The sequence below is a fragment of the Bacillus cereus group sp. Bc031 genome (genome assembly GCF_027716265.1).
Lineage (GTDB): Bacteria > Bacillota > Bacilli > Bacillales > Bacillaceae_G > Bacillus_A > Bacillus_A paranthracis.
The window spans coordinates 1-20,345 of the sequence record NZ_JAQFUL010000087.1 but is presented as its reverse complement, the minus strand read 5'-3'; the positions used below and the strand labels follow the sequence as shown (position 1 = coordinate 20,345).

Genomic DNA, 20,345 nt, shown 5'->3' with positions numbered 1-20,345 from the left:
CTGTTGAATACAGAAATCATCTTCTTGATGCCGCCTAACTTTTTTTAAAATGTCCTTTACAAAGGGTACGGATTATGAAACAGCCTCCTTCCTTTTATTTATTTTCTGTGGCATTGATTACAAACTGATCATAATATTTTTCATTCACGTATATATTTAATACCCATAATCCAGATGAAGGTAGTGACATAGTGAGTGGGAGTTCGGTTGTAGTAGAATCAATTGTATTTGAAGTAGTCCAAGTTGGTTTAGAAGTTTCTTGTTGAAAGAGTACGGGTGTTGGCGTTACTGACCCTTGTTTTAGTGCAATAATAGAGAGTTTTCCAGTTGGCCTTTCAGAATCTAAAAAGTACCACATTATTTCATTTTGTTCATTTGAGATAATAGAGGTATCAGCCATTGCGATTTTTCCTTCGATGCCTTTTAAAGGTATTTTTCCATCTACGAAGGATGGAGCTTCTTCCCAATTCACATCTTTTAAAACACTAAGATGAAAGAAGGAAGGTGCATTAACTTGATTGGATGATGTTGCGACAGCTTCTTTTTTAGGTACTTCGGAATCGGGTTGAGCTTGCGAGCATCCAGCGATGAGAAAGGAGAAAAGTAGCATAGTTCCGATTTTTTTCATGGTGCCACACTCCTAATTTTTATTGTTAGTGTAATTGTATTTGCTAGAAAGCGGGACAATTCCTTTAAAGTATAAAAAGAGGTCGTAAGTTTTGTACGACCTCTTTTGACATTTTTCTATACTTGTTCAGTTGTAAAGGTTGGCTCATTCTCTTTTTGCGGCATCGTTAAGAAAATAACAGAAAGAATGATACATACGCCGCCTAATAATTGATAGGCTCCAAAAGATTCATTTAGCCAAGCGATTGAAACGATGGCCGCTACAAGTGGTTCAATGCTAGATAAAATGCTCGTTTCTGTTGCTGCTAAATATTTCAGACTACCGATATAAAGAAGGAAAGAAAGAGTGCCACTTATAATGATAAGGATAAGCATAGAAAAAGTTTTTGGTGTAAAGGTTTGTGAAAGTTGACTCCATCCAAACGAGCGATTACAAATAAGTAGGGCGATGCCGCCGATTAGCATCCCCCAGCCAATTACTATGGTTGTTCCGCATTCTTTAATAAGAGAAGCTGGATGGAGGGTATAAAATGCAAATCCAATTGCTGTTAATAGGCCAAAAATAATGGCTTCTTTCGATAAAACAATATTTTCAATTGAACCGTTTGTAATAATAAAGTACGTTCCCGTTAGGGCAGTAATAATTGCGAGTAGTTGCATAGAAGCAGGGAATTTTCTTTGTCCAAATGCGACATAAATGGTAATAAGAACAGGACCTAGAAATTGAAATAATGTCGCTGTGACCGCGTTACTAATATGAACTGTTTCGATAAAGGCATATTGCGCACCGAGCATGCCGAGAATAGAGAAAATAATAAGTTGTATAGAATGTCTAGAGTGTTTCCAAATTTGAAATATGTTTTGTTTCTTTATCCGTAAAAAAGATAAAATAAATAATCCTGCAAGCAACAAGCGAATTGTTAAAAAATCAATTGATGATACGTTAGTATGTTGAAATAGCCACTGAATCATCGGGCCAGATAATCCCCATAAGGTAGCTCCTGTAATAATCATAATGAGTCCAATCCGTCTACTATTGTTCATAATCATGCATCTCCTCTCGAGTATTTGATTTTTTATGTGTGACATGATAAAAGGAATTATATATAACTTCTGGTACTGTAAAAAGTATCAGATTTTAGTTTTATTAAGGGGTCAGATATTATGTTAGAATTAACGCCTAATTTAAATATGAATAGTAAAAAGGCATTGTACGTGCAATTGTATGAGTATATAAAAAAAGAGATTAAGGATGGAACGATTTCCGCTTTTACAAAATTACCCGCAAAGAGAAAGCTGGCGAGCTATTTACAAGTGAGTAAGAATACAATAGAAGCGGCTTACGAGCAATTACTTGCAGAAGGTTACATTGAGTCGATATCAAGAAAAGGTTATTTTGTATGTAAATTTGAACAAATGATGGATGTAGAAGGAAGCGAAGCGAAAGTAGAAGAAGTATCGTTTCAGGAGGAGAACTATACATTTGATTTCACACAAACAGGGGTTGATACAAAAACTTTTCCGTTCACTATGTACCGCAAGCTTATAAATGATGTATGGCAGCCGCGTAATAATGATTTACTTTTTCTTGGACACCCTCAAGGAGAATTAAGCTTACGAGAGGAAATTGCGAACTATTTGTATGAATCTAGAGGTGTACGTTGTTCAGCTAGTCAAATTGTATTAGGTGCGGGAACACAAATATTAGTGAAGTTACTTTTTCAATTGTTGAAGGGAAGTAATTACGCTGTTGAAAATCCAGGGTACCATAGGAAAATGGTCGTTTTTGAACAGGGAGAAAAGAAGGTTCAAATGTTGTCTTTAGATAGGGACGGAATTTGTATGGCAGATTTAGAAAATAGCACTGCAAATGTTGTATTTGTAACTCCTTCTCATCAGTTTCCATATGGAATGATTATGCCTATTACGAGAAGGACGCAGCTTTTACAATGGGCAAAGAAAGAAGAAGATAGGTATATTATTGAAGATGATTACGATAGTGAATTTCGTTATTCAGGAAAGCCAATTCCGGCACTACAAGGGTTAGATACAGATGGGAAAGTTATTTATATGGGGACGTTATCAAAAGCTTTGTTGCCCTCATTACGGATGAGCTATATAGTATTACCGAAGAATTTAATTAAAAAGTACCAAAAAGAATATTTATTTTATACACAAAGTGTTTCAAGAATGGATCAAGAAGTGATTAGAAAGTTTTTACATGAAGGTTATTGGGAAAAACATATTCATAAAATGCGTGTCGTCTACCGGAAAAAGAGGGATCGACTTGTTTTTGAAATAGAGAAGTATTTCTCTAATCATGTTGAAGTGATAGGAGAAGATTCGGGATTACACATTTTATTAAAAGTACATAATGGAATGCGAGAAGAAGAACTCATTCAAGAAGCTGCAAAATATAGTATTAAAATATATCCTGTTTCTACGTACTATAAAGACGGTACTGCACCTGAAAATGTCGTTTTACTTGGGTTTGCGATCTTATCAGAAGAAGAAATTGCGAAAGCGATTCAACTATTAAATACAGCGTGGTTTAGAAAAAAGTAAAAAAACATCCTCATACATGAGAGGATGTTTTTTATTATTTATTTTCGTCTAAGAATAAGACCATATGCTCTTCGTCCCAATATTGTCCGTTATATTTTAATGAACGTTCTTGTACACCGAATGTTTTAAATCCTAATGATTCATAAAGTTTTTTTGCTCCATCGTTGCCAACAACAACATCAAGCATAACTTGTTCCACCTCTAAAGATTTAGCAAGCTCAAGACATTCTTTAATAAGTGCTTTCCCTGCTCCAAGTCCGCGTGCTTTTGGAGATACATATACAGAACCGATTTTAGCTTTATGTTCTTGTTTTACATATGGTTTCGTTTCCAGTGTTGCAACCCCGATTAATTTTCCATCTTTGAATGCGCCTAGCGTATAGTTTTCATCTTGTGCTAATTTTTGTGCTTTATATTCAATCGCACACTCTTTATTAATAATATCTTCATAAGAAGAGCTGAAAGCTTCAGGGTTTTGCTTTAAACCTTCTACACGAAGTTCTAAGTAAATTTCCGCTTCATCTTTTGTTAATACATGGATATCCAATTATATCACCCTCCAAATCTTTGACAAATGTATCTTTATTTTATATTGAAATAAGAATAATTTCAAAAGCTTAGCTTATATAAGCTGATTTTATGAACAAAATAACACCAGTAGTTTTTACTATTACTGGTGTTTTCACACACATATTATTCAAAAGGTAGCTCAATTATAAAGGTAGTTCCTACCCCTAATTTGCTTGTTACTAGAATGGCACCGTTATGCAATTCCACAATTTCTTTAGCAACAGCTAGCCCGATACCTTTTCCCCCAGTAGCTCTCGTTCTAGATTTATCAACACGATAAAAACGATCGAAAATATGTGGAATATCTTCTTCAGGAATACCTTCACCTTCATCTTGTACACTTATTGTAAAAGAATTTGTTTCTGTGAGTACGCGTATCGTAATAGTAGTGTTTTCTAGTGAGTGTTGATAAGCATTGTGTAATAAATTTAACATAACTTGTTCCATACGTCTTTCGTCTATGCAAACTTCTAAATCATCTTTGCAATATACATGAAGTTGCATTTGTTTATTTGTTAATGTTGTTTTTGTTTTTTCAACCATTCGTTCTAAAAATGGTCTAAGAAGTACTTTTTGTTTTTTTATAACAAACTGGTGTTGTTCTAATTGTACAAGCATAAATAAATCTTGGACGAGGTCAGTTACACTATGTGTTTCATCCTCGATGATTTGCAAGTATTCTTCTCGCTCTTCTTTCGTTAAAGTGTCTCTCTTTGCTACTTTCGCATAACCTTTCATATAGGTCAATGGAGTTAATAGTTCATGGGCGACACTAGCAAGAAATTCATTGCGTTCTTTTTTCATATAAGTTAGTTCACTGGACAAATCTTCAATCGTTTTTGCTAAGCTTCCAAGTTCATCATTCCGTTTAATACCTAATTGAATTGGTTTATTTAATTTTGACATTTTTTCTGTTGCCCTCTTCATTTTTATAAGCGGTTCTGTAATAACACGAGAAAAAACAAAGACAGAAATAGTCGTTAAAATAACAGTCAAAACACTAATGATAAGAAATTGGTTCATGAGTTTAAGTAACATATTTTCTAAGAAAGATGTTTTTAGTAACATATATAACTTTCCTTGAAACTCTGCTGTATTGAGTGAGCTTACGGTTGTGATGAATTTTGATTTTTTCCAGTTCTTTTCGACAACCAACCCGTTTGCTGGAATAAGTTCTGTTTTACATGTAAGCTGTTTTTGCATTGCTTTTGTTACAGGTTCTGAAGTGGAAATAATTTTTCCATTATTGTCCGTTATAATGATAGCTATATCAGAGTTAGCAATTGATTCTGATTCAACTAAGTGTTCAGCCTCATCAGCGATATCGAATTCTGGGTATATAGGACGCTTAGGATTTTTATTGTATTCAGCGCGTTCGCCGTGTTTCTTTTCTTTAGCAAATGCACTCCACTTTGCGCGTTGTGTAATTTTGTTACTATAGCGATTACCTTTTTCTAAAAGAGCGAGTGTTTCCTCTTCAATGCGCATTTTAGAAATACTTTTGTAAAAAGATACGAAAGCAATTGTTTCAATACATAAAGCTAATATTAAAAAGTATGTCCCGATTTTAAGTGAAAGTTTACTCATTTTCTCACCATACCTTATTCATAATAAAGGGTCAGTGGTATACTAGTTTCCACTGACCGAAGTAATTATTCACTTTTCCATTTATATCCGACCTTATAAACAGTTTCTAAGTAATTTTCAACTGGAAATCCTTTTTTACGTAATTTATCACGGATATTGCGAATATGTGAATCGATTGTTCTATATTCAATGTCTGTTTCATAACCCCAAATTTTTTCGATTAAATCATCTCGGCTATAAGCACGGTTTGTATTTTGTAAAAATAGTCCAAGTAACGAAAATTCGATAGGAGTCAGTGAGATTTTTTCATCATACACTGTGACAGTATGTTTCGTTTTATCCCACTCAATACCATTGAAGCTAACAAATCCATCTTTCTTTGTACGGCGTAATATAGCCTCAATTCGTGCAACTAATACATGCTCATCAAATGGTTTTGTAATATAGTCATCTGCACCGATCGTAAGGCCTTTTACCATATCGTAATTTTGATTACGAGCTGTTAGCATAATGATTGGAACGTTGGAAATTTGACGGATTTGATAGCAAGTATCCCATCCATCCATATTTGGCATCATTACATCTAACAAAACAATATCGAAGTCTTTTTGTTCTATTAACTTTAGTGCTTCAAGGCCAGAGGTAGCTTTCATACAAAAATAGCCACGAGGACTTAAGAACAGATCTAATAATCGTAACATACGTTCTTCATCGTCTACTAATAAAATTTTTACCATAATCTTGTGCACCCCAAACTGTTCATTCTACTTGTATAGTTTACATGAAAATGATAAAAAACTCTTTTTATGTGATTGAGTGGAAGAGTGATTTCTCGCTCAGAGTAATTGACATAAAAAATGCACTGGTTTTGCACAACTATTTTTTATAATAGAAAACGTAGCGACACAAAATACCCTATGTTGCGACATAACGTCATGTCATTTTATTTATAAAATGACAATTCCATTCTATTGTGTATGTGAGATAGAGAGGGTTTTCGTATTCACCTCGCATCGGATAAGAAAAATTTCCTATCTCACACTTTTTTTAAAAGGAGATCATACACATGAATCCAAAAGAAGAAATTTCAAAAAAAGAAAAGCAAGATCGTAATACGGTTGTTATGTGCGTTGCCGTATCTATGGTTATTATTATAAGTTGTGTAAATAAAATTTTGGGGATTTTATAATATAAAAAAGCTTATTGCTTCTTAAGAAGCAATAAGCTTTTTTCGTTGTTAGGGGGAGTATTTTTATATAATAAACCAAGGTAAAATTGCTAATCCAGAAGTTACAATTGCTGTAGTAAATATTAAAAGCATAGCTCGTTTGTTTTGTTTCATGTCACATTCTCCTCTACATATCAAGTACATGCGATCAGCGTGGGATGTAGTTCCCCACTGAGTAAAGTTTCACTTTATATTTTTAGTATAATGAATGGAAAGGTTTGGTACGATCGATAAAGGTGACATGAAGATTACATTGTTGTAATGAAAAAAGCATCTTTCTTAATAAAAAGATGCTTTTGGAAAACTAGATTGAAGTATTAATCATTTAAGAATAGAACCATATGTTCTTCGTCCCAATATTGACCGTTATGTTTTAATGAACGCTCTTGTACGCCGTAAGTTTGGAAACCTAATGACTCATATAATTTTTTTGCTGCATCGTTACCAACTACAACATCGAGCATAAGTTGTTCTACATGTAATTTATCGGCATTTTCAATAATTGCTTTAATAAGAGCTCGTCCTGCTCCAAGGCCACGTGCTTTAGGGGAAACAAAAACGGAACCGATTTTTGCTTTATGTTCTTGTTTAATGAAAGGCTTTGTTTCTAAAGTAGCAATGCCGATTAAATCGTTATCTTTGAAGACCCCTAGAGTATACTTATCCGGATTGCTTAATCGTTTTGCCATAGCAGCTACAGGATCCTCATGTTTAAGAACATCTTCATAAGAAGAGCTAAAAGCTTCCGGGTTCTTCGTTAAACCTTCCATACAAACTTTTAAATATATTTCTGCGTCCTCTGTCGTTAATAAGCGAATTTCCATCGTTGTAACCTCCTTGGTCGATTTTAAATCAAATAAATCCATTACATATATAAGAATGTGTATGCGTTTTGTTAGCAGTCTCTTTTAATGTGTAAAAGAATGAAAAGATATATGCTACAATGTTTTGTTTTTTAATATGTAATGAAATTATATATTAACTTTATTAACTATTCAAGCATTTAATATATTACATTTTCATAACTAAAATAACTCCTCGATTGAGGAGTTATTTTAGTTATTCGATCGATAACCATCAACTCGATGTGGATGCGTGTAAATATTACAAGAGTCATTTCTAATAAATCCTACGACAGTAATGCCTAAATCGTGAGCGAGTTGCAATGCTAGTTTTGTTGGAGCGGATTTAGATAGAACAATTTCACATCCGATTTTTGAAACTTTGAGTAAAATTTCGGATGAAATACGCCCGCTAAATGCAATGATTTTTCCTTTAACAGATATATCGTTGCGTAAACAATGTCCATATATTTTATCTAATGCATTATGTCTTCCAATATCCATTCTTGATAGGAGGATATTGTTTCGATCACATAGCGCGGTATTGTGAACACCGCCGGTTTGGCGAAAGGTAGTAGAAGATTGTTGTAAAGTATTCATTAAGTAAAAGCATTCTTCAGGAGTAATTTTTATATGTATATCATGTAAATCTTTTGCTTTTGCTGCATCGTTAGCGAAAATAAAACCTTGTCTACCTTTTCCGCAGCAGGAAGTGATGTATCGTTTATTATATAAATTTTGATAGAGCGGATTTATTTTTGATGATGTTACATGGACAATTCCGTTATCTTTTTGAACCCATAGTTCTTCAATATCTTTATAGGAAGAAATAATCCCCTCAGAAATTAAAAAACCAATTACCATATCTTCAATATAATTTGGTGTACATACGACTGTTACATATTCTTCACCATTCAATTTAATAGTAATAGGAGATTCTGTAACAATCTCATCAGTTTGTTTTGAAAATGTACCAGAGTGATAGCGTACAATTGTATAACTCTCTTGCGTAGGTCCCATATGAAATTCCCCTTTTATATGTATTTTCTCCCACATTCATCATAAAACATTGAAAAAATAAAAACATCTATTAGAAGGAAGGTATCAGATTATTTTGGTTATTATTGTATATATACGATATAATAGAAATGTAGAATAGTGAAATTTTCAAGCTTTCGTAGTGATACCTTATAAACATCTAGAATCGACTTCATAAGAAAAGTATTTAGGCAGGGCGTTTCAAAAATATGTACAACACATTTGTGAAAACGGATTCACAAATGTGTTGTACAGTTGGTTGTAAGGAGAGGGGAAACTATGGCAGAACAGACAGTCCGTGTAACCGTGGATGGTAAAGAATTTTCAGCATCAGGTGAAAAGACGATACTACAATTATTTAACGAGAGTAATTTGGAACATCCTCAAATTTGTCATGTACCAGAAGTAGATCCAATTCAAACTTGTGATACGTGTATTGTAGAAGTAGATGGGAAGTTAATGCGTGCTTGTTCAACGCAAATAGAGAATGGTATGCATATTGAAAGACAGTCACAGCGTGCGAAAGAGGCGCAGACTGAGGCGATGGATCGAATATTAGAGAATCATTTATTGTATTGTACCGTATGTGATAACAATAACGGTAATTGTAAGGTTCATAATACAGTACATATGATGGGAATTGAAGAACAGAAATATCCGTATGAGCCGAAAGTAAGTGCTTGTGAAGTGGATATGTCACATCCGTTTTATCGGTATGATCCAAATCAATGTATTGCTTGTGGACAGTGTGTAGAAGTATGTCAAAACCTACAGGTTAATGAAACGATATCGATAGACTGGAGCTTAGATCGTCCGCGTGTTATATGGGATCATGGTGTAAGTATAAATGACTCATCTTGTGTAAGTTGTGGGCAGTGTGTAACAGTATGTCCATGTAATGCGTTAATGGAAAAATCAATGTTAGGTGAAGCTGGATTCATGACAGGATTAAAATCAGATGTGTTAGATCCGATGATTGATTTTGTAAAGGATGTAGAGCCTGGATATAGTAGTATTTTAGCAGTTTCAGAAGTAGAGGCTGCGATGCGTAAGACGAAAGTGAATAAAACAAAAACTGTTTGTACATTTTGTGGTGTCGGTTGTTCATTCGAAGTATGGACGAAAGATCGCCATATATTAAAAGTGCAACCTGTTTCTGATGCACCGGTTAATGGCATTTCCACATGTGTAAAAGGTAAATTTGGATGGGACTTTGTAAATAGTGAAGATCGCATTACGAAGCCATTAATTCGCCAAGGAGATATGTTTGTTGAAGCTTCATGGGAAGAAGCGTTAGAAGTTGTGGCTTCTAACATGCAACATATTAAATCAGAATACGGCAGCGATGCATTTGGATTTATTTCTTCTTCGAAAGTAACGAATGAAGAAAATTATCTTATGCAAAAACTAGCTCGTCAAATATATGGAACAAATAATGTAGATAACTGCTCGCGTTATTGCCAATCTCCAGCAACTGATGGTTTATTTAAAACTGTCGGTATGGGCGGCGATGCTGGAACAGTGAAAGATATAGCTGAAGCAGGCCTTGTCATTATCGTTGGTGCGAATCCAACAGAAGGACATCCTGTACTCGCGACGCGTGTAAAACGTGCTCATAAATTACACGAGCAAAAACTGATTGTAGCAGATCTTCGTAAACATGAAATGGCAGAGCGTGCGGATTTATTTATTCATCCGCGCCAAGGTACAGATTACGTATGGCTTGCTGGTATTACGAAATATATTATTGATCAAGGTTGGCATGATAAAAAGTTCATAGCTGAAAATGTGAAGAACTTTGATGAATATAGCACAATGTTAGAAAAGTATACGCTTGATTATACAGAAGAAATTACGGGAATTTCGAAAGAAAACCTGAAAGAAATGGCTCGTATGGTATATGAAGCAGATGGAACTTGTATACTTTGGGGAATGGGTGTAACGCAAAATACAGGAGGAAGTACAACATCTGCTGCCATTTCCAATTTACTGCTTGTTACGGGGAACTATCGTCGTCCTGGTGCAGGCGCATATCCATTACGAGGTCATAATAATGTACAAGGTGCTTGTGATATGGCGACATTACCAAACTGGCTTCCAGGTTATCAAGCAGTATCGGATGATACGCTTCGTGCTAAGTTTGAAAAAGCATACGGCACAACGATTCCGAAAGCACCAGGATTAAATAATATCGCAATGTTACTTGCGGCAGAAGAAGGAAAACTACGTGGTATGTATGTCATGGGGGAAGAAATGGCTTTAGTCGATTCCAATGCGAACCATGTGCAACATATTTTAGCGAATTTAGACTTCCTCGTTGTTCAAGATATGTTCTTATCAAAAACAGCTCGTTTTGCTGATGTTATTTTACCAGCGGCACCAAGCTTAGAAAAAGAAGGAACGTTTACGAATACAGAGCGACGTATTCAAAGATTATATGAAGTATTAAAACCACTAGGTGATTCAAAACCGGATTGGTGGATTTTACAAAAAGTTGCTCGTGCACTCGGCGGGGATTGGAATTACGAAAGTCCAAGTGAAATTATGGACGAAATCGCATCGCTTGCACCGTTATACTCTCAAGCAACGTACGATCGTCTAGAAGGCTGGAATAGTTTATGTTGGGGTAGTCATGATGGTAGTGATACACCGCTATTATATGTAGACGGATTTAACTTCCCAGATAAACTAGCTCGTTTATCATTAGATGAATGGGTACCACCAGTTGTAGCGCCAGATGAGTATGATTTACTTTTAAATAATGGACGTATGCTAGAACATTTCCATGAAGGGAATATGACGAATAAGTCGGCTGGTATTTTATCTAAAGTATCTGAAGTGTTCGTTGAAATTTCACCTGAGCTTGCTATAGAGCGCAATGTGAAAGATGGTGGTCTTGTAGAATTAGCATCACCATTTGGCAAAATTAAAGTACAAGCGCTTATTACTGAGCGTGTAACGGGGAAAGAGCTATACTTACCGATGCATGCAACGATAAATGAAGAAGCGATCAATATTTTAACTGGGACGGCAACAGACCTTTATACGTGTACACCGGCGTACAAACAAACGATGGTGAAAATGCGTGTATTACGTGAAAAAGGAAATCGTCCGTTACCATCTTCAAACCCGCGAGATAAAAAGCGTAATCCGCAAAATGGTGTTGAAATCGAGCAAAAATGGCAAAGAAAACAATACGTATCACTCGTGGACTAGGGGGCGGAGATAGTGGCGAAAGAGATTACTTTAATTAAAAAGAAAGTTGTAACAGAGGAAGAACAGAAACAGCAAGTAGCAGATGAACTTCTAAATGAGCTATCTAATAATCGTGAAGCAGTAGAAGAAACGATGCAGCTGTTAGCGCAGTTACAGAAGGCTGGAATATTAGATGCGGCGATTAGTTTACTTGCTGCTAAGGAAGATGTTTCAAAAATCGCTGTGGAGCAATTAAATCGTGAACCAGTTAAAAATGCACTTAACAACATGATGGGGGCGGGGGAAGCATTATCTTCAGTTGATCCGGAAGTAACGAAACAAATTACATCCAGCTTAGTTACGGGATTACAATTTGCAACAGATGAATTAAATAGTGGTAAAAAAACAAAAGTGATGGATTTCTTTAAAGTGTTAAAAGATCCAGATATCAATAGAGCCATTACATTTGGTTTTAGCTTCTTGAAAGCATTTGGACAAGGGTTAGAGAAAAAATAGAGTAGATGAAAAAAGTGATGGGGAGTAACCATCACTTTTTTCATTGTATGTATAAGAGTGTTCATGTTAAGCGGAATATATTATTATTAAAAAGATGGGTTAGAAATGGAAATATGGAATCCATCTCAAATATCGTTTTAGAATGTGGAGGAATATATGCAACACCGTAAAAGACTATCTATACCAGGGGTAATGGGACATTCCTTTCAAACAGTTAAATTTGCTTTTTGGAATGTATTAACCTTTCAACTTGCTTATAAATTATTAGCAGCGATTGTATTCGTCCCGCTATTTGGGATCATTTTTAATAAGTTGTTGTATTTTGGTGGGTATGCAAATGCGACGAATGATGAGTTATTAGCGTTTTTAAAGACACCATACGGCATTTTGGCAATCGTAATTTTATCATTGTTAGCGCTGTTTCTTATCTTTACGGAATTTGCGGTGCTTATTATTATTTCGTACTTTGCTCATAAAAGGCAAAAGGTGAGATTACGTCCAATTTTGTATAAAACAGTAACGTATTTACCTACTCTTTTCACATATTGCTTACCGGGATTTATTTTATATGCTGTCGTATTATTACCTCTTTTAAATATGGGATATGAAACAGCATTAATCCCGCAAATTCAAATTCCTAACTTCATTACAGGAGAACTGTTTAAGACAACGATGGGACAAGTGGGTTATTACACATTCTTTGCTGTAGTTGCGTATTTGAACCTTCGCTGGATTTTTGTTCTACCTATTGTTGTTTTAGAACAAAAGCCATTTCGTGTGGCAGCACGTAAAAGTGCAAAGTTAGTAAAAGAAAGCTTTTTTAAAGTACTATTCTTTTTAGTAGGATTTTTTATTTCGATAGGAATTGTCTATGTCCTATTTTTAGGAATATATTTATTATGTTTATGGGGTGTTTATGAATTTACAAACCCAAAAGGGACATTTGCATTATTAGCGGAATCAACAATGTCTGTATTTCTAACGAGTACATTGTATTTATTTAGCTTTATCGTGACACCATTTTATATTATGGCGATTACGAGATTGTATCTACAAAAGGTTCCAGTTGAAGATGTTTTATTAGAAGAAGGTTTAGATTATTCGAAAACGAAAGCAGATAAATGTTTCTTCCAAAAACATCGTTGGAAATTTATTGGTGTATATATTGTAGGAATTATTACGGCGGGAATGGTTGTTGCCTTCATTGTGACCTTTATTACAAATACATATAAAGAACCAATTATTATGGCTCATCGCGGTTATATTTCAAAAGGTGTAGAGAATACAAAAGAAGCTTTGCAAGGCGCTATTGATGCGAAAGCAGACTACGCTGAAATTGATGTTCTGCAAACAAAAGACGGTGAATTAGCAGTTATACATGATTTGAAGTTGAAACGCCTTGCTAATGCTAATGTTCACGTGTCAGATTTAACGATGGACGAGTTAAGACAACTTACTCTGAGTCAAGATGGGTTTTCAGGACAAATAAGTACACTTGATGAGATTATTAAGCTGGCAAAAGGCAAAATCAAACTCAATATTGAAGTGAAGCTTCATGGGGGCGAAAAAGATTTTGTAAACAAAGTATTAAAAACGATTAAAGATAATGAATTTGAAAAGCAATGTGTCATTCAAACGTTACACTATCCGCTTATAAAAGAATTTAAGCGTGCAAATCCAAATATAAAAGTAGGATATATATTGTATGCAAGTAGAGCTCACTTAAAGAATGTGAAGGCTGATTTTTATGTAGCAGAAGAATACATGCTAAATAAGAAATTAGTAAAAGAAGCAAGGAAGTTAAACAAGCCAATTTACGTATGGACGGTAAATGATATGGAAAGTTTAAAGGGATATTATAAGTTAAACGTAGATGGTATCATTACCGATTATCCTGAATCGGCACGTGAAACAATTAAGATGTTAAAAGAGCAAGAAGAGGAAGAAAGTGATCTGTTTGATAAAATTACTGAAACAACAGATGATTTATTTTCCAAGTTATTTATAAGTTATCCAGCTGCTAGTTAAATGCTAGCAGCTGTTTTTTTAGGGAAAGAATATATCCCTAAAGTATTGTTTAAACTTATAACTGTATATGTATACGGCATCATTGGTATTTCTTACATTGTTATATTATTGTCAAATAATAAATGATTGCTGCTTATTTTAAAGGAGTATAATAAAAATAGAGTGATAGATAATGGGATGAAACGAGAATCCTAATAGAATCAATGTTTTATATATTTACACTATTCTAAATATATAAACTTTAAAAATATGGTATGTTAGCGTTTTCATAACTTTTAAGTTATGCTAGAATAAGGACATAAGTTATTAATTATTACAAAAAGAAAAAAGACTTTCTTTTTTCTGTTAATTATAAGGGGGCATTTCATTATGCGTATTGGGGTACCAGCAGAAATTAAAAACAACGAAAACCGTGTGGCAATGACACCAGCAGGTGTTGTACATTTAATTCGTAACAATCACGAAGTATTCATTCAAAAGGGGGCAGGTTTAGGATCTGGTTTCACAGATGCTCAGTATGTTGAAGCGGGAGCGAAAATTGTTGATACAGCTGAAGAAGCTTGGAACATGGAAATGGTTATGAAAGTTAAGGAACCAATTGAAAGCGAATACAAACACTTCAGCGAAGGTTTAATTTTATTCACATACTTACACTTAGCTCCAGAACCAGAATTAACAAAAGCATTAATCGAAAAGAAAGTTGTTTCTATTGCATATGAAACAGTACAATTAGAAAACCGTTCTCTACCATTACTTGCACCTATGAGTGAAGTAGCTGGTCGTATGGCTGCACAAATTGGTGCACAATTCCTTGAGAAGAACAAAGGCGGTAAAGGAATTTTACTTGCAGGTGTTCCAGGGGTTAAACGTGGTAAAGTAACAATCATCGGTGGTGGACAAGCTGGTACAAATGCTGCTAAAATTGCAGTTGGACTAGGTGCGGATGTAACAATCATCGACTTAAGTGCAGAACGTCTTCGTCAATTAGATGACATTTTCGGAAACCAAGTAAAAACTTTAATGTCTAATCCGTACAATATTGCAGAAGCTGTAAAAGAGTCTGATCTTGTAATCGGTGCAGTATTAATCCCAGGTGCAAAAGCGCCAAAACTTGTAACAGAAGAAATGATTAAATCAATGGAACCAGGTTCTGTTGTTGTAGATATCGCGATTGACCAAGGTGGTATTTTCGAAACAACTGACCGTATTACAACTCATGATAACCCAACTTACGAAAAACACGGCGTTGTTCATTATGCAGTTGCAAACATGCCAGGTGCGGTTCCACGTACATCAACTCTTGCATTAACAAACGTAACAGTACCATACGCAGTACAAATTGCTAACAAAGGCTACAAAGAAGCTTGCTTAGGCAACTCTGCATTACTAAAAGGTATTAACACATTAGATGGCTATGTAACATTCGAAGCAGTTGCAGAAGCTCACGGTGTAGAGTACAAAGGTGCTAAAGAATTATTAGAAGCAGAAACAGTATCTTGCTAATAAAAGTATTATACAAAACAAAATCGAACAATATATAAAACAACATGATAAGAGCTAAGAGATAATACCTCTTAGCTCTTCTTGGCAAAAGGGGGCATACATCGTGGCCAACCTATTTAAAAAGAAATCCGTTACGCAATTGTTAGGGGAAAGTAAAAGTAAAACTTTAACGAAAACGCTAGGGGCATTTGACCTAACAATGCTAGGGATTGGTGCGATAATCGGTACAGGAGTACTAGTATTAACAGGATTAGTAGCAGCAAGAGATGCTGGTCCAGCAGTTATTTTTTCATTCATGATTGCAGCGATTGTTTGTGGATTTGCAGCATTATGTTATGCAGAAGTTGCATCTACACTTCCGGTTTCAGGTAGTGTGTACACATATTCATATGCGACAATTGGTGAGTTTATTGCCCACCTAATGGGATGGACATTACTATCTGTATATGTCGTAACAACTGCCGCAGTAGCTGGTGGATGGACGGGTTATTTTAATAACTTAGTGAGTGGATTTGGATTAGAAATTCCAACAGAGCTGTTAAAGATTCCATCACAAGGTGGAATGGTGAATTTACCAGCAGTAGTCATTACATTAGTTTTAACTTGGTTACTATCAAGAGGTACGAAAGAAAGTAAGCGTGTGAATAACATAATGGTATTAATTAAAATTGGTATTGTTATTTTATTCATTGCAGTTGGTGCGTTTTACGTACAACCAGAAAACTGGACACCATTTGCACCATACGGCATTAGCGGAATCTTTGCCGGAGGAGCAGCAGTATTCTTCGCTTTCTTAGGATTTGATGCATTAGCAACTTCTGCTGAAGAAGTAAAAAATCCACAACGTGATTTACCGATTGGTATTATTGCTTCGTTAGTTATTTGTACAATTATTTATGTTGTAGTTTGTCTCGTTATGACAGGTATGGTTTCTTATAAAGAATTAGATGTACCAGAAGCTATGGCATATGTATTAGAAGTTGTAGGACAAGATAAAGTAGCTGGTGTAATCGCAGTTGGAGCTGTAATTGGTATTATGGCTGTAATCTTTGCTTACATTTATGCAACGACACGTGTATTCTTCGCGATGAGCCGTGATGGTTTATTACCAAAATCATTTGCGAAAATTAATAAGAAGACAGAAGCACCAGTATTCTCAACTTGGTTAACGGGTATTGGTAGTGCATTAATTGCTGGATTTATCGATTTAAAAGAATTGTCGAATTTAGCGAATATTGGAGCGTTGTTAACATTTGCGATGGTAGGTGTGTCAGTTATTATTCTTCGTAAAACACATCCGAACTTAAAACGTGGCTTTGTGGTACCACTTGTACCAACGCTACCGATTATTTCAATCGCATGTTGTCTATTCTTAATGTTTAACCTACCATTAACAACATGGATTTACTTCGGTATTTGGTTAGCAATTGGAGTAGTTGTATACTTTGTTTATTCGAAAAAACATAGTCATTTAAAAGACGATGGAAGTTCGCAGGATAATTTAGAACAAGCTAATTAAAAGCTTAATTAAAAGGGATATAAGTATAGTAAGCCTTGTGCGTCTAGGGAGCGCGCAAGGCTTTTTCTTTTGTACAAAGTGTACATCTTTTTTTGTATGAGAATGTAATTGATGCGGAAAATATATGTAGATCTTTTTAAAATATGAACGAAATGTTCAAAAAAATGTATTAGATTTCATTGACACATATGAGTAGGCGCTCATATAATAAAGGTATAAGATATATGAACAGTTGTTCATATGTTCAATTAAAGAGGTGAGCTATAATGGCTGAAAATAAAGTAGAAACACCGCAGGAAACTTGTTCTCAAACGGTAATTCATGAGGAAATCGTGGATCAAGTGAAGCAAACAATTCCGACTGATGAAAGTTTAAGTAAAGTAGCAGAATTATTTAAAGTATTAGGTGATCGTACACGTACGAGAATATTACATGCGTTATTTGAAGCTGAAATGTGTGTTTGTGATTTAGCGTATTTATTAGGAATGACACAATCATCTATTTCACATCAGCTTCGTGTATTAAAGCAAGCGAAACTTGTAAAGAATCGTAAAGAAGGAAAGGTCGTTTATTATTCGTTAGCTGACCAGCACGTAATTCATATCTTCGAGCAAGCGTTTGAACACGTAAACGAGGAAGAATAAAAAGAACGCGAGGAGGGAGAACGATGGCTGAAGCATTAGTGAAAAAGAAACTGATGTTAGAAGGTTTAGATTGTGCGAACTGTGCAATGAAAATCGAAAAAGGTGTTGGAAATATAGAAGGAGTAAATTCTTGCTCTGTAAATTTTGCAACAAAAACAATGGTTTTAGAGACAGAACAAAATAAAGAAAACGAAGTTGTTACAGAAGCAAAACAACTCGTTACAAAATTAGAACCGCACATTAAAGTGCAAGAAGAAAAAAGCACAAAAGTAGCAAAAGAAGTATTTATATTAGAAGGTTTAGATTGCGCAAATTGTGCGATGAAGATTGAAAATAAAGTGAAAGAAATGCCGACTGTTTCAACAGCAACTGTTGATTTCGTATCAAAGAAATTACGAGTTGAGGTAGCGAATAAAAGAGAATTAGAAGCGACTGTAGCCAATATAACAAATGTCGTTCAAAAGTTAGAACCAGATGTGAAAGTTCTTCGTGAAGAAAAGGGTGGTCATGACCATGGACATAGTCATGATCATGGTGAAGCAAATGTGAAAAAGATGGTAGGACGATTAGTGGTCGGCGGAATTTTGACAGCAATTGCTGCATTAGCTAGCTTACCACAAATGATCACAATTCCGTTATTCGTCCTTGCGTATGTATTAATCGGTGGAGATATTGTTTGGAGAGCGGTAAGAAACATAACTCGTGGCCAAGTGTTTGATGAGAACTTCTTAATGGCAATTGCCACACTAGGAGCTTTCGCGATTCAACAATACCCAGAAGCGGTTGCAGTAATGTTATTCTATCAAGTAGGGGAACTATTCCAAAGTATTGCGGTAAACCGTTCTCGAAAATCAATTACTTCATTAATGGATATTCGTCCTGATTACGCGAATGTAAAGGTTGGTAATGAAACGAAACAAGTATCGCCAGAAGATGTACAAATCGGCGATTATATTATCGTGAAACCTGGTGAGAAAGTACCATTAGACGGAAAAGTAGTTGAAGGAACATCAATGGTAGATACTTCAGCATTGACTGGTGAATCTGTACCACGTGAAGTTGAAGCTGGAAATGATGTACTAAGTGGTTTTGTGAACCAAAATGGTGTATTAACAATTGAGGTTACAAAAGAATTTGGTGAATCAACCGTATCAAAAATTTTAGATTTAGTTCAAAATGCAAGCAGTAAAAAAGCGCCAACAGAAAACTTTATTACGAAGTTCGCGCGTTACTACACTCCAGTTGTAGTAATTACAGCAGCGATCATGGCGTTTATTCCACCACTTATTTTAGAAGGAGCTACATTCTCTGATTGGATTTATAGAGCGTTAGTGTTCCTAGTAATCTCTTGTCCATGTGCGTTAGTTGTATCTATTCCTCTTGGATTCTTTGGAGGTATCGGTGGTGCATCTAAAAGTGGTGTGTTAGTAAAAGGAAGTAACTATTTAGAAGCTTTAAATGATGTGAAATATATTGTTTTTGATAAAACAGGCACATTAACAAAAGGTGTCTTCAAAGTTACAAAAATGGAACCGAGCGAAGGTATTACAAATGAAGAATTATTAGAGTATGCAGCATTTGCTGAAGTATATTCTAACCATCCAATTGCACAATCGATTCGAAATGCATATGGAAAATCAGTTGATGAAAAAATGATCGATGATTATAACGAAATTTCTGGTCACGGTACAGTCGTAAAAGTACAAGGAAAAGAAATTTTTGCAGGTAATGCTAAATTAATGAGAAAAGAGAACATTACATTTAAGCAACCAGAAACGGTAGGTACATTAGTTCACGTTGCTGTAGATGGAAAATATGCAGGTTATATTGTTATCTCTGATGAGGTAAAAGAAGATTCAAAACAAGCAATTCAAAAGTTAAAAGAACTAGGTATTAAGAAGACAGTCATGTTAACTGGTGATGCAAAATCAGTTGGTGAAGCTGTTGGTAAGGAATTAGGTTTAGATGAAGTTCACGCAGAACTATTACCGCAACAAAAAGTAGAAGAGATTGAAAAAATTGATGCAGCGAAGCATGGAAAAGAAAAAGTCGCTTTCGTTGGTGATGGTATTAATGATACACCGGTATTAGCGAGAGCCGATGTTGGTATTGCGATGGGTGGTTTAGGATCAGATGCAGCAATTGAAGCGGCAGATATTGTTATTATGACTGATGAGCCATCAAAAATTGCAACAGCTGTAAACATTGCAAAACGTACACGACGCATTGTGTGGCAAAATATTATCTTTGCATTAGGGGTAAAAGGATTAGTTTTACTACTTGGTGCTTTCGGTATTGCAACAATGTGGGAAGCTGTTTTCTCAGATGTTGGTGTGACACTACTGGCAGTGTTAAATGCAATGCGTGTACTACGAGTGAAAGATTTATAAAAAAAGAGGGCGCAACCTAATCCGTACCCTTTGTAAAGGACATTTTAAAAAAAGTTAGGCGGCATCAAGAAGATGATTTCTGTATTCAACAGG

16 protein-coding genes are annotated in these 20,345 nt (G+C 35.2%); 9 read left to right on the top strand and 7 right to left on the bottom strand.

Annotated features, from left to right (window positions below; translation table 11 throughout):
* Nucleotides 1–94 precede the first annotated feature (94 nt).
* Together PDQ33_RS23920 and PDQ33_RS23915 are read right to left on the bottom strand one after the other, a co-directional pair.
* Entirely contained in the window at nt 95–628 is a 534-nt protein-coding gene (locus PDQ33_RS23920) for a DUF4871 domain-containing protein (protein ID WP_181995951.1), read from the bottom strand.
* A gap of 116 nt (nt 629–744) precedes the next feature.
* A complete protein-coding gene (locus tag PDQ33_RS23915; RefSeq protein ID WP_076872792.1) occupies nt 745–1,671 on the bottom strand; it encodes a DMT family transporter in 927 nt (308 codons plus the stop codon).
* Nucleotides 1,672–1,791: 120 nt separating this feature from the next.
* Here PDQ33_RS23915 and pdxR point away from each other — a divergent pair, with 120 nt between their 5' ends.
* On the top strand, nt 1,792–3,192 hold the full coding sequence (pdxR, locus tag PDQ33_RS23910) for a MocR-like pyridoxine biosynthesis transcription factor PdxR (protein WP_076872793.1): 1,401 nt from the start codon (nt 1,792–1,794) through the stop codon (nt 3,190–3,192).
* Between the two features lie 34 nt (nt 3,193–3,226).
* On the opposite strand, the gene PDQ33_RS23905 is transcribed toward pdxR, so the two are convergent.
* The 3 genes from PDQ33_RS23905 to PDQ33_RS23895 all read right to left on the bottom strand — a co-directional run bounded on the left by PDQ33_RS23905 (nt 3,227) and on the right by PDQ33_RS23895 (nt 6,086).
* Nucleotides 3,227–3,739 (bottom strand): GNAT family N-acetyltransferase, encoded by a 513-nt coding sequence (locus PDQ33_RS23905; protein ID WP_000351212.1) that lies wholly within the window; start codon nt 3,737–3,739, stop codon nt 3,227–3,229.
* A 146-nt stretch (nt 3,740–3,885) separates the two neighbouring features.
* Complete coding sequence (locus PDQ33_RS23900; protein ID WP_076872794.1) at nt 3,886–5,349, bottom strand: sensor histidine kinase; 1,464 nt, start codon at nt 5,347–5,349, stop codon at nt 3,886–3,888.
* A gap of 65 nt (nt 5,350–5,414) precedes the next feature.
* Complete coding sequence (locus tag PDQ33_RS23895) at nt 5,415–6,086, bottom strand: response regulator transcription factor (RefSeq protein ID WP_000238954.1); 672 nt, start codon at nt 6,084–6,086, stop codon at nt 5,415–5,417.
* Between the two features lie 329 nt (nt 6,087–6,415).
* Between PDQ33_RS23895 and PDQ33_RS23890 the strand changes: the two genes are divergently transcribed.
* Nucleotides 6,416–6,538: a hypothetical protein gene (locus PDQ33_RS23890; protein WP_001068392.1), complete on the top strand. Its 123-nt coding sequence runs from the start codon at nt 6,416–6,418 to the stop codon at nt 6,536–6,538.
* Between the two features lie 356 nt (nt 6,539–6,894).
* Here PDQ33_RS23890 and PDQ33_RS23885 read toward each other — a convergent pair whose 3' ends face one another.
* The gene (locus PDQ33_RS23885) at nt 6,895–7,401 is read right to left on the bottom strand and encodes a GNAT family N-acetyltransferase (protein ID WP_000405875.1); all 507 of its coding nucleotides are present in this window, start codon (nt 7,399–7,401) and stop codon (nt 6,895–6,897) included.
* Between the two features lie 231 nt (nt 7,402–7,632).
* Entirely contained in the window at nt 7,633–8,439 is an 807-nt protein-coding gene (fdhD, locus tag PDQ33_RS23880) for a formate dehydrogenase accessory sulfurtransferase FdhD (RefSeq protein ID WP_076872107.1), read from the bottom strand.
* Nucleotides 8,440–8,736: 297 nt separating this feature from the next.
* Here fdhD and fdhF point away from each other — a divergent pair, with 297 nt between their 5' ends.
* The 7 genes from fdhF (at nt 8,737) to PDQ33_RS23845 (ending at nt 20,252) form a co-directional block, all read left to right on the top strand.
* The gene (fdhF, locus tag PDQ33_RS23875) at nt 8,737–11,673 is read left to right on the top strand and encodes a formate dehydrogenase subunit alpha (protein WP_270394624.1); all 2,937 of its coding nucleotides are present in this window, start codon (nt 8,737–8,739) and stop codon (nt 11,671–11,673) included.
* Nucleotides 11,674–11,685: 12 nt separating this feature from the next.
* A complete protein-coding gene (locus PDQ33_RS23870) occupies nt 11,686–12,168 on the top strand; it encodes a DUF1641 domain-containing protein (RefSeq protein WP_001040529.1) in 483 nt (160 codons plus the stop codon).
* Nucleotides 12,169–12,324: 156 nt separating this feature from the next.
* The gene (locus tag PDQ33_RS23865) at nt 12,325–14,196 is read left to right on the top strand and encodes a glycerophosphoryl diester phosphodiesterase membrane domain-containing protein (protein WP_001164732.1); all 1,872 of its coding nucleotides are present in this window, start codon (nt 12,325–12,327) and stop codon (nt 14,194–14,196) included.
* A gap of 369 nt (nt 14,197–14,565) precedes the next feature.
* Entirely contained in the window at nt 14,566–15,699 is a 1,134-nt protein-coding gene (gene ald, locus PDQ33_RS23860) for an alanine dehydrogenase (protein ID WP_001219742.1), read from the top strand.
* A gap of 103 nt (nt 15,700–15,802) precedes the next feature.
* Nucleotides 15,803–17,218: an amino acid permease gene (locus tag PDQ33_RS23855; RefSeq protein ID WP_001284880.1), complete on the top strand. Its 1,416-nt coding sequence runs from the start codon at nt 15,803–15,805 to the stop codon at nt 17,216–17,218.
* A 266-nt stretch (nt 17,219–17,484) separates the two neighbouring features.
* Nucleotides 17,485–17,862, top strand: coding sequence for an ArsR/SmtB family transcription factor (locus PDQ33_RS23850; RefSeq protein WP_000829678.1), 378 nt, complete (start codon nt 17,485–17,487; stop codon nt 17,860–17,862).
* Nucleotides 17,863–17,885: 23 nt separating this feature from the next.
* The gene (locus tag PDQ33_RS23845; protein ID WP_000796604.1) at nt 17,886–20,252 is read left to right on the top strand and encodes a heavy metal translocating P-type ATPase; all 2,367 of its coding nucleotides are present in this window, start codon (nt 17,886–17,888) and stop codon (nt 20,250–20,252) included.
* Nucleotides 20,253–20,345 lie beyond the last annotated feature (93 nt).

Coding starts and splice junctions, on each gene's coding strand:
- PDQ33_RS23920 (WP_181995951.1), bottom strand. CDS start 628: ATGAAAAAAATCGGAACTATGCTACTTTTCTCCTTTCTCATCGCTGGA.
- PDQ33_RS23915 (WP_076872792.1), bottom strand. CDS start 1,671: ATGAACAATAGTAGACGGATTGGACTCATTATGATTATTACAGGAGCT.
- pdxR (WP_076872793.1), top strand. CDS start 1,792: ATGTTAGAATTAACGCCTAATTTAAATATGAATAGTAAAAAGGCATTG.
- PDQ33_RS23900 (WP_076872794.1), bottom strand. CDS start 5,349: ATGAGTAAACTTTCACTTAAAATCGGGACATACTTTTTAATATTAGCT.
- PDQ33_RS23895 (WP_000238954.1), bottom strand. CDS start 6,086: ATGGTAAAAATTTTATTAGTAGACGATGAAGAACGTATGTTACGATTA.
- PDQ33_RS23890 (WP_001068392.1), top strand. CDS start 6,416: ATGAATCCAAAAGAAGAAATTTCAAAAAAAGAAAAGCAAGATCGTAAT.
- PDQ33_RS23885 (WP_000405875.1), bottom strand. CDS start 7,401: ATGGAAATTCGCTTATTAACGACAGAGGACGCAGAAATATATTTAAAA.
- fdhD (WP_076872107.1), bottom strand. CDS start 8,439: ATGGGACCTACGCAAGAGAGTTATACAATTGTACGCTATCACTCTGGT.
- fdhF (WP_270394624.1), top strand. CDS start 8,737: ATGGCAGAACAGACAGTCCGTGTAACCGTGGATGGTAAAGAATTTTCA.
- PDQ33_RS23865 (WP_001164732.1), top strand. CDS start 12,325: ATGCAACACCGTAAAAGACTATCTATACCAGGGGTAATGGGACATTCC.
- ald (WP_001219742.1), top strand. CDS start 14,566: ATGCGTATTGGGGTACCAGCAGAAATTAAAAACAACGAAAACCGTGTG.
- PDQ33_RS23850 (WP_000829678.1), top strand. CDS start 17,485: ATGGCTGAAAATAAAGTAGAAACACCGCAGGAAACTTGTTCTCAAACG.
- PDQ33_RS23845 (WP_000796604.1), top strand. CDS start 17,886: ATGGCTGAAGCATTAGTGAAAAAGAAACTGATGTTAGAAGGTTTAGAT.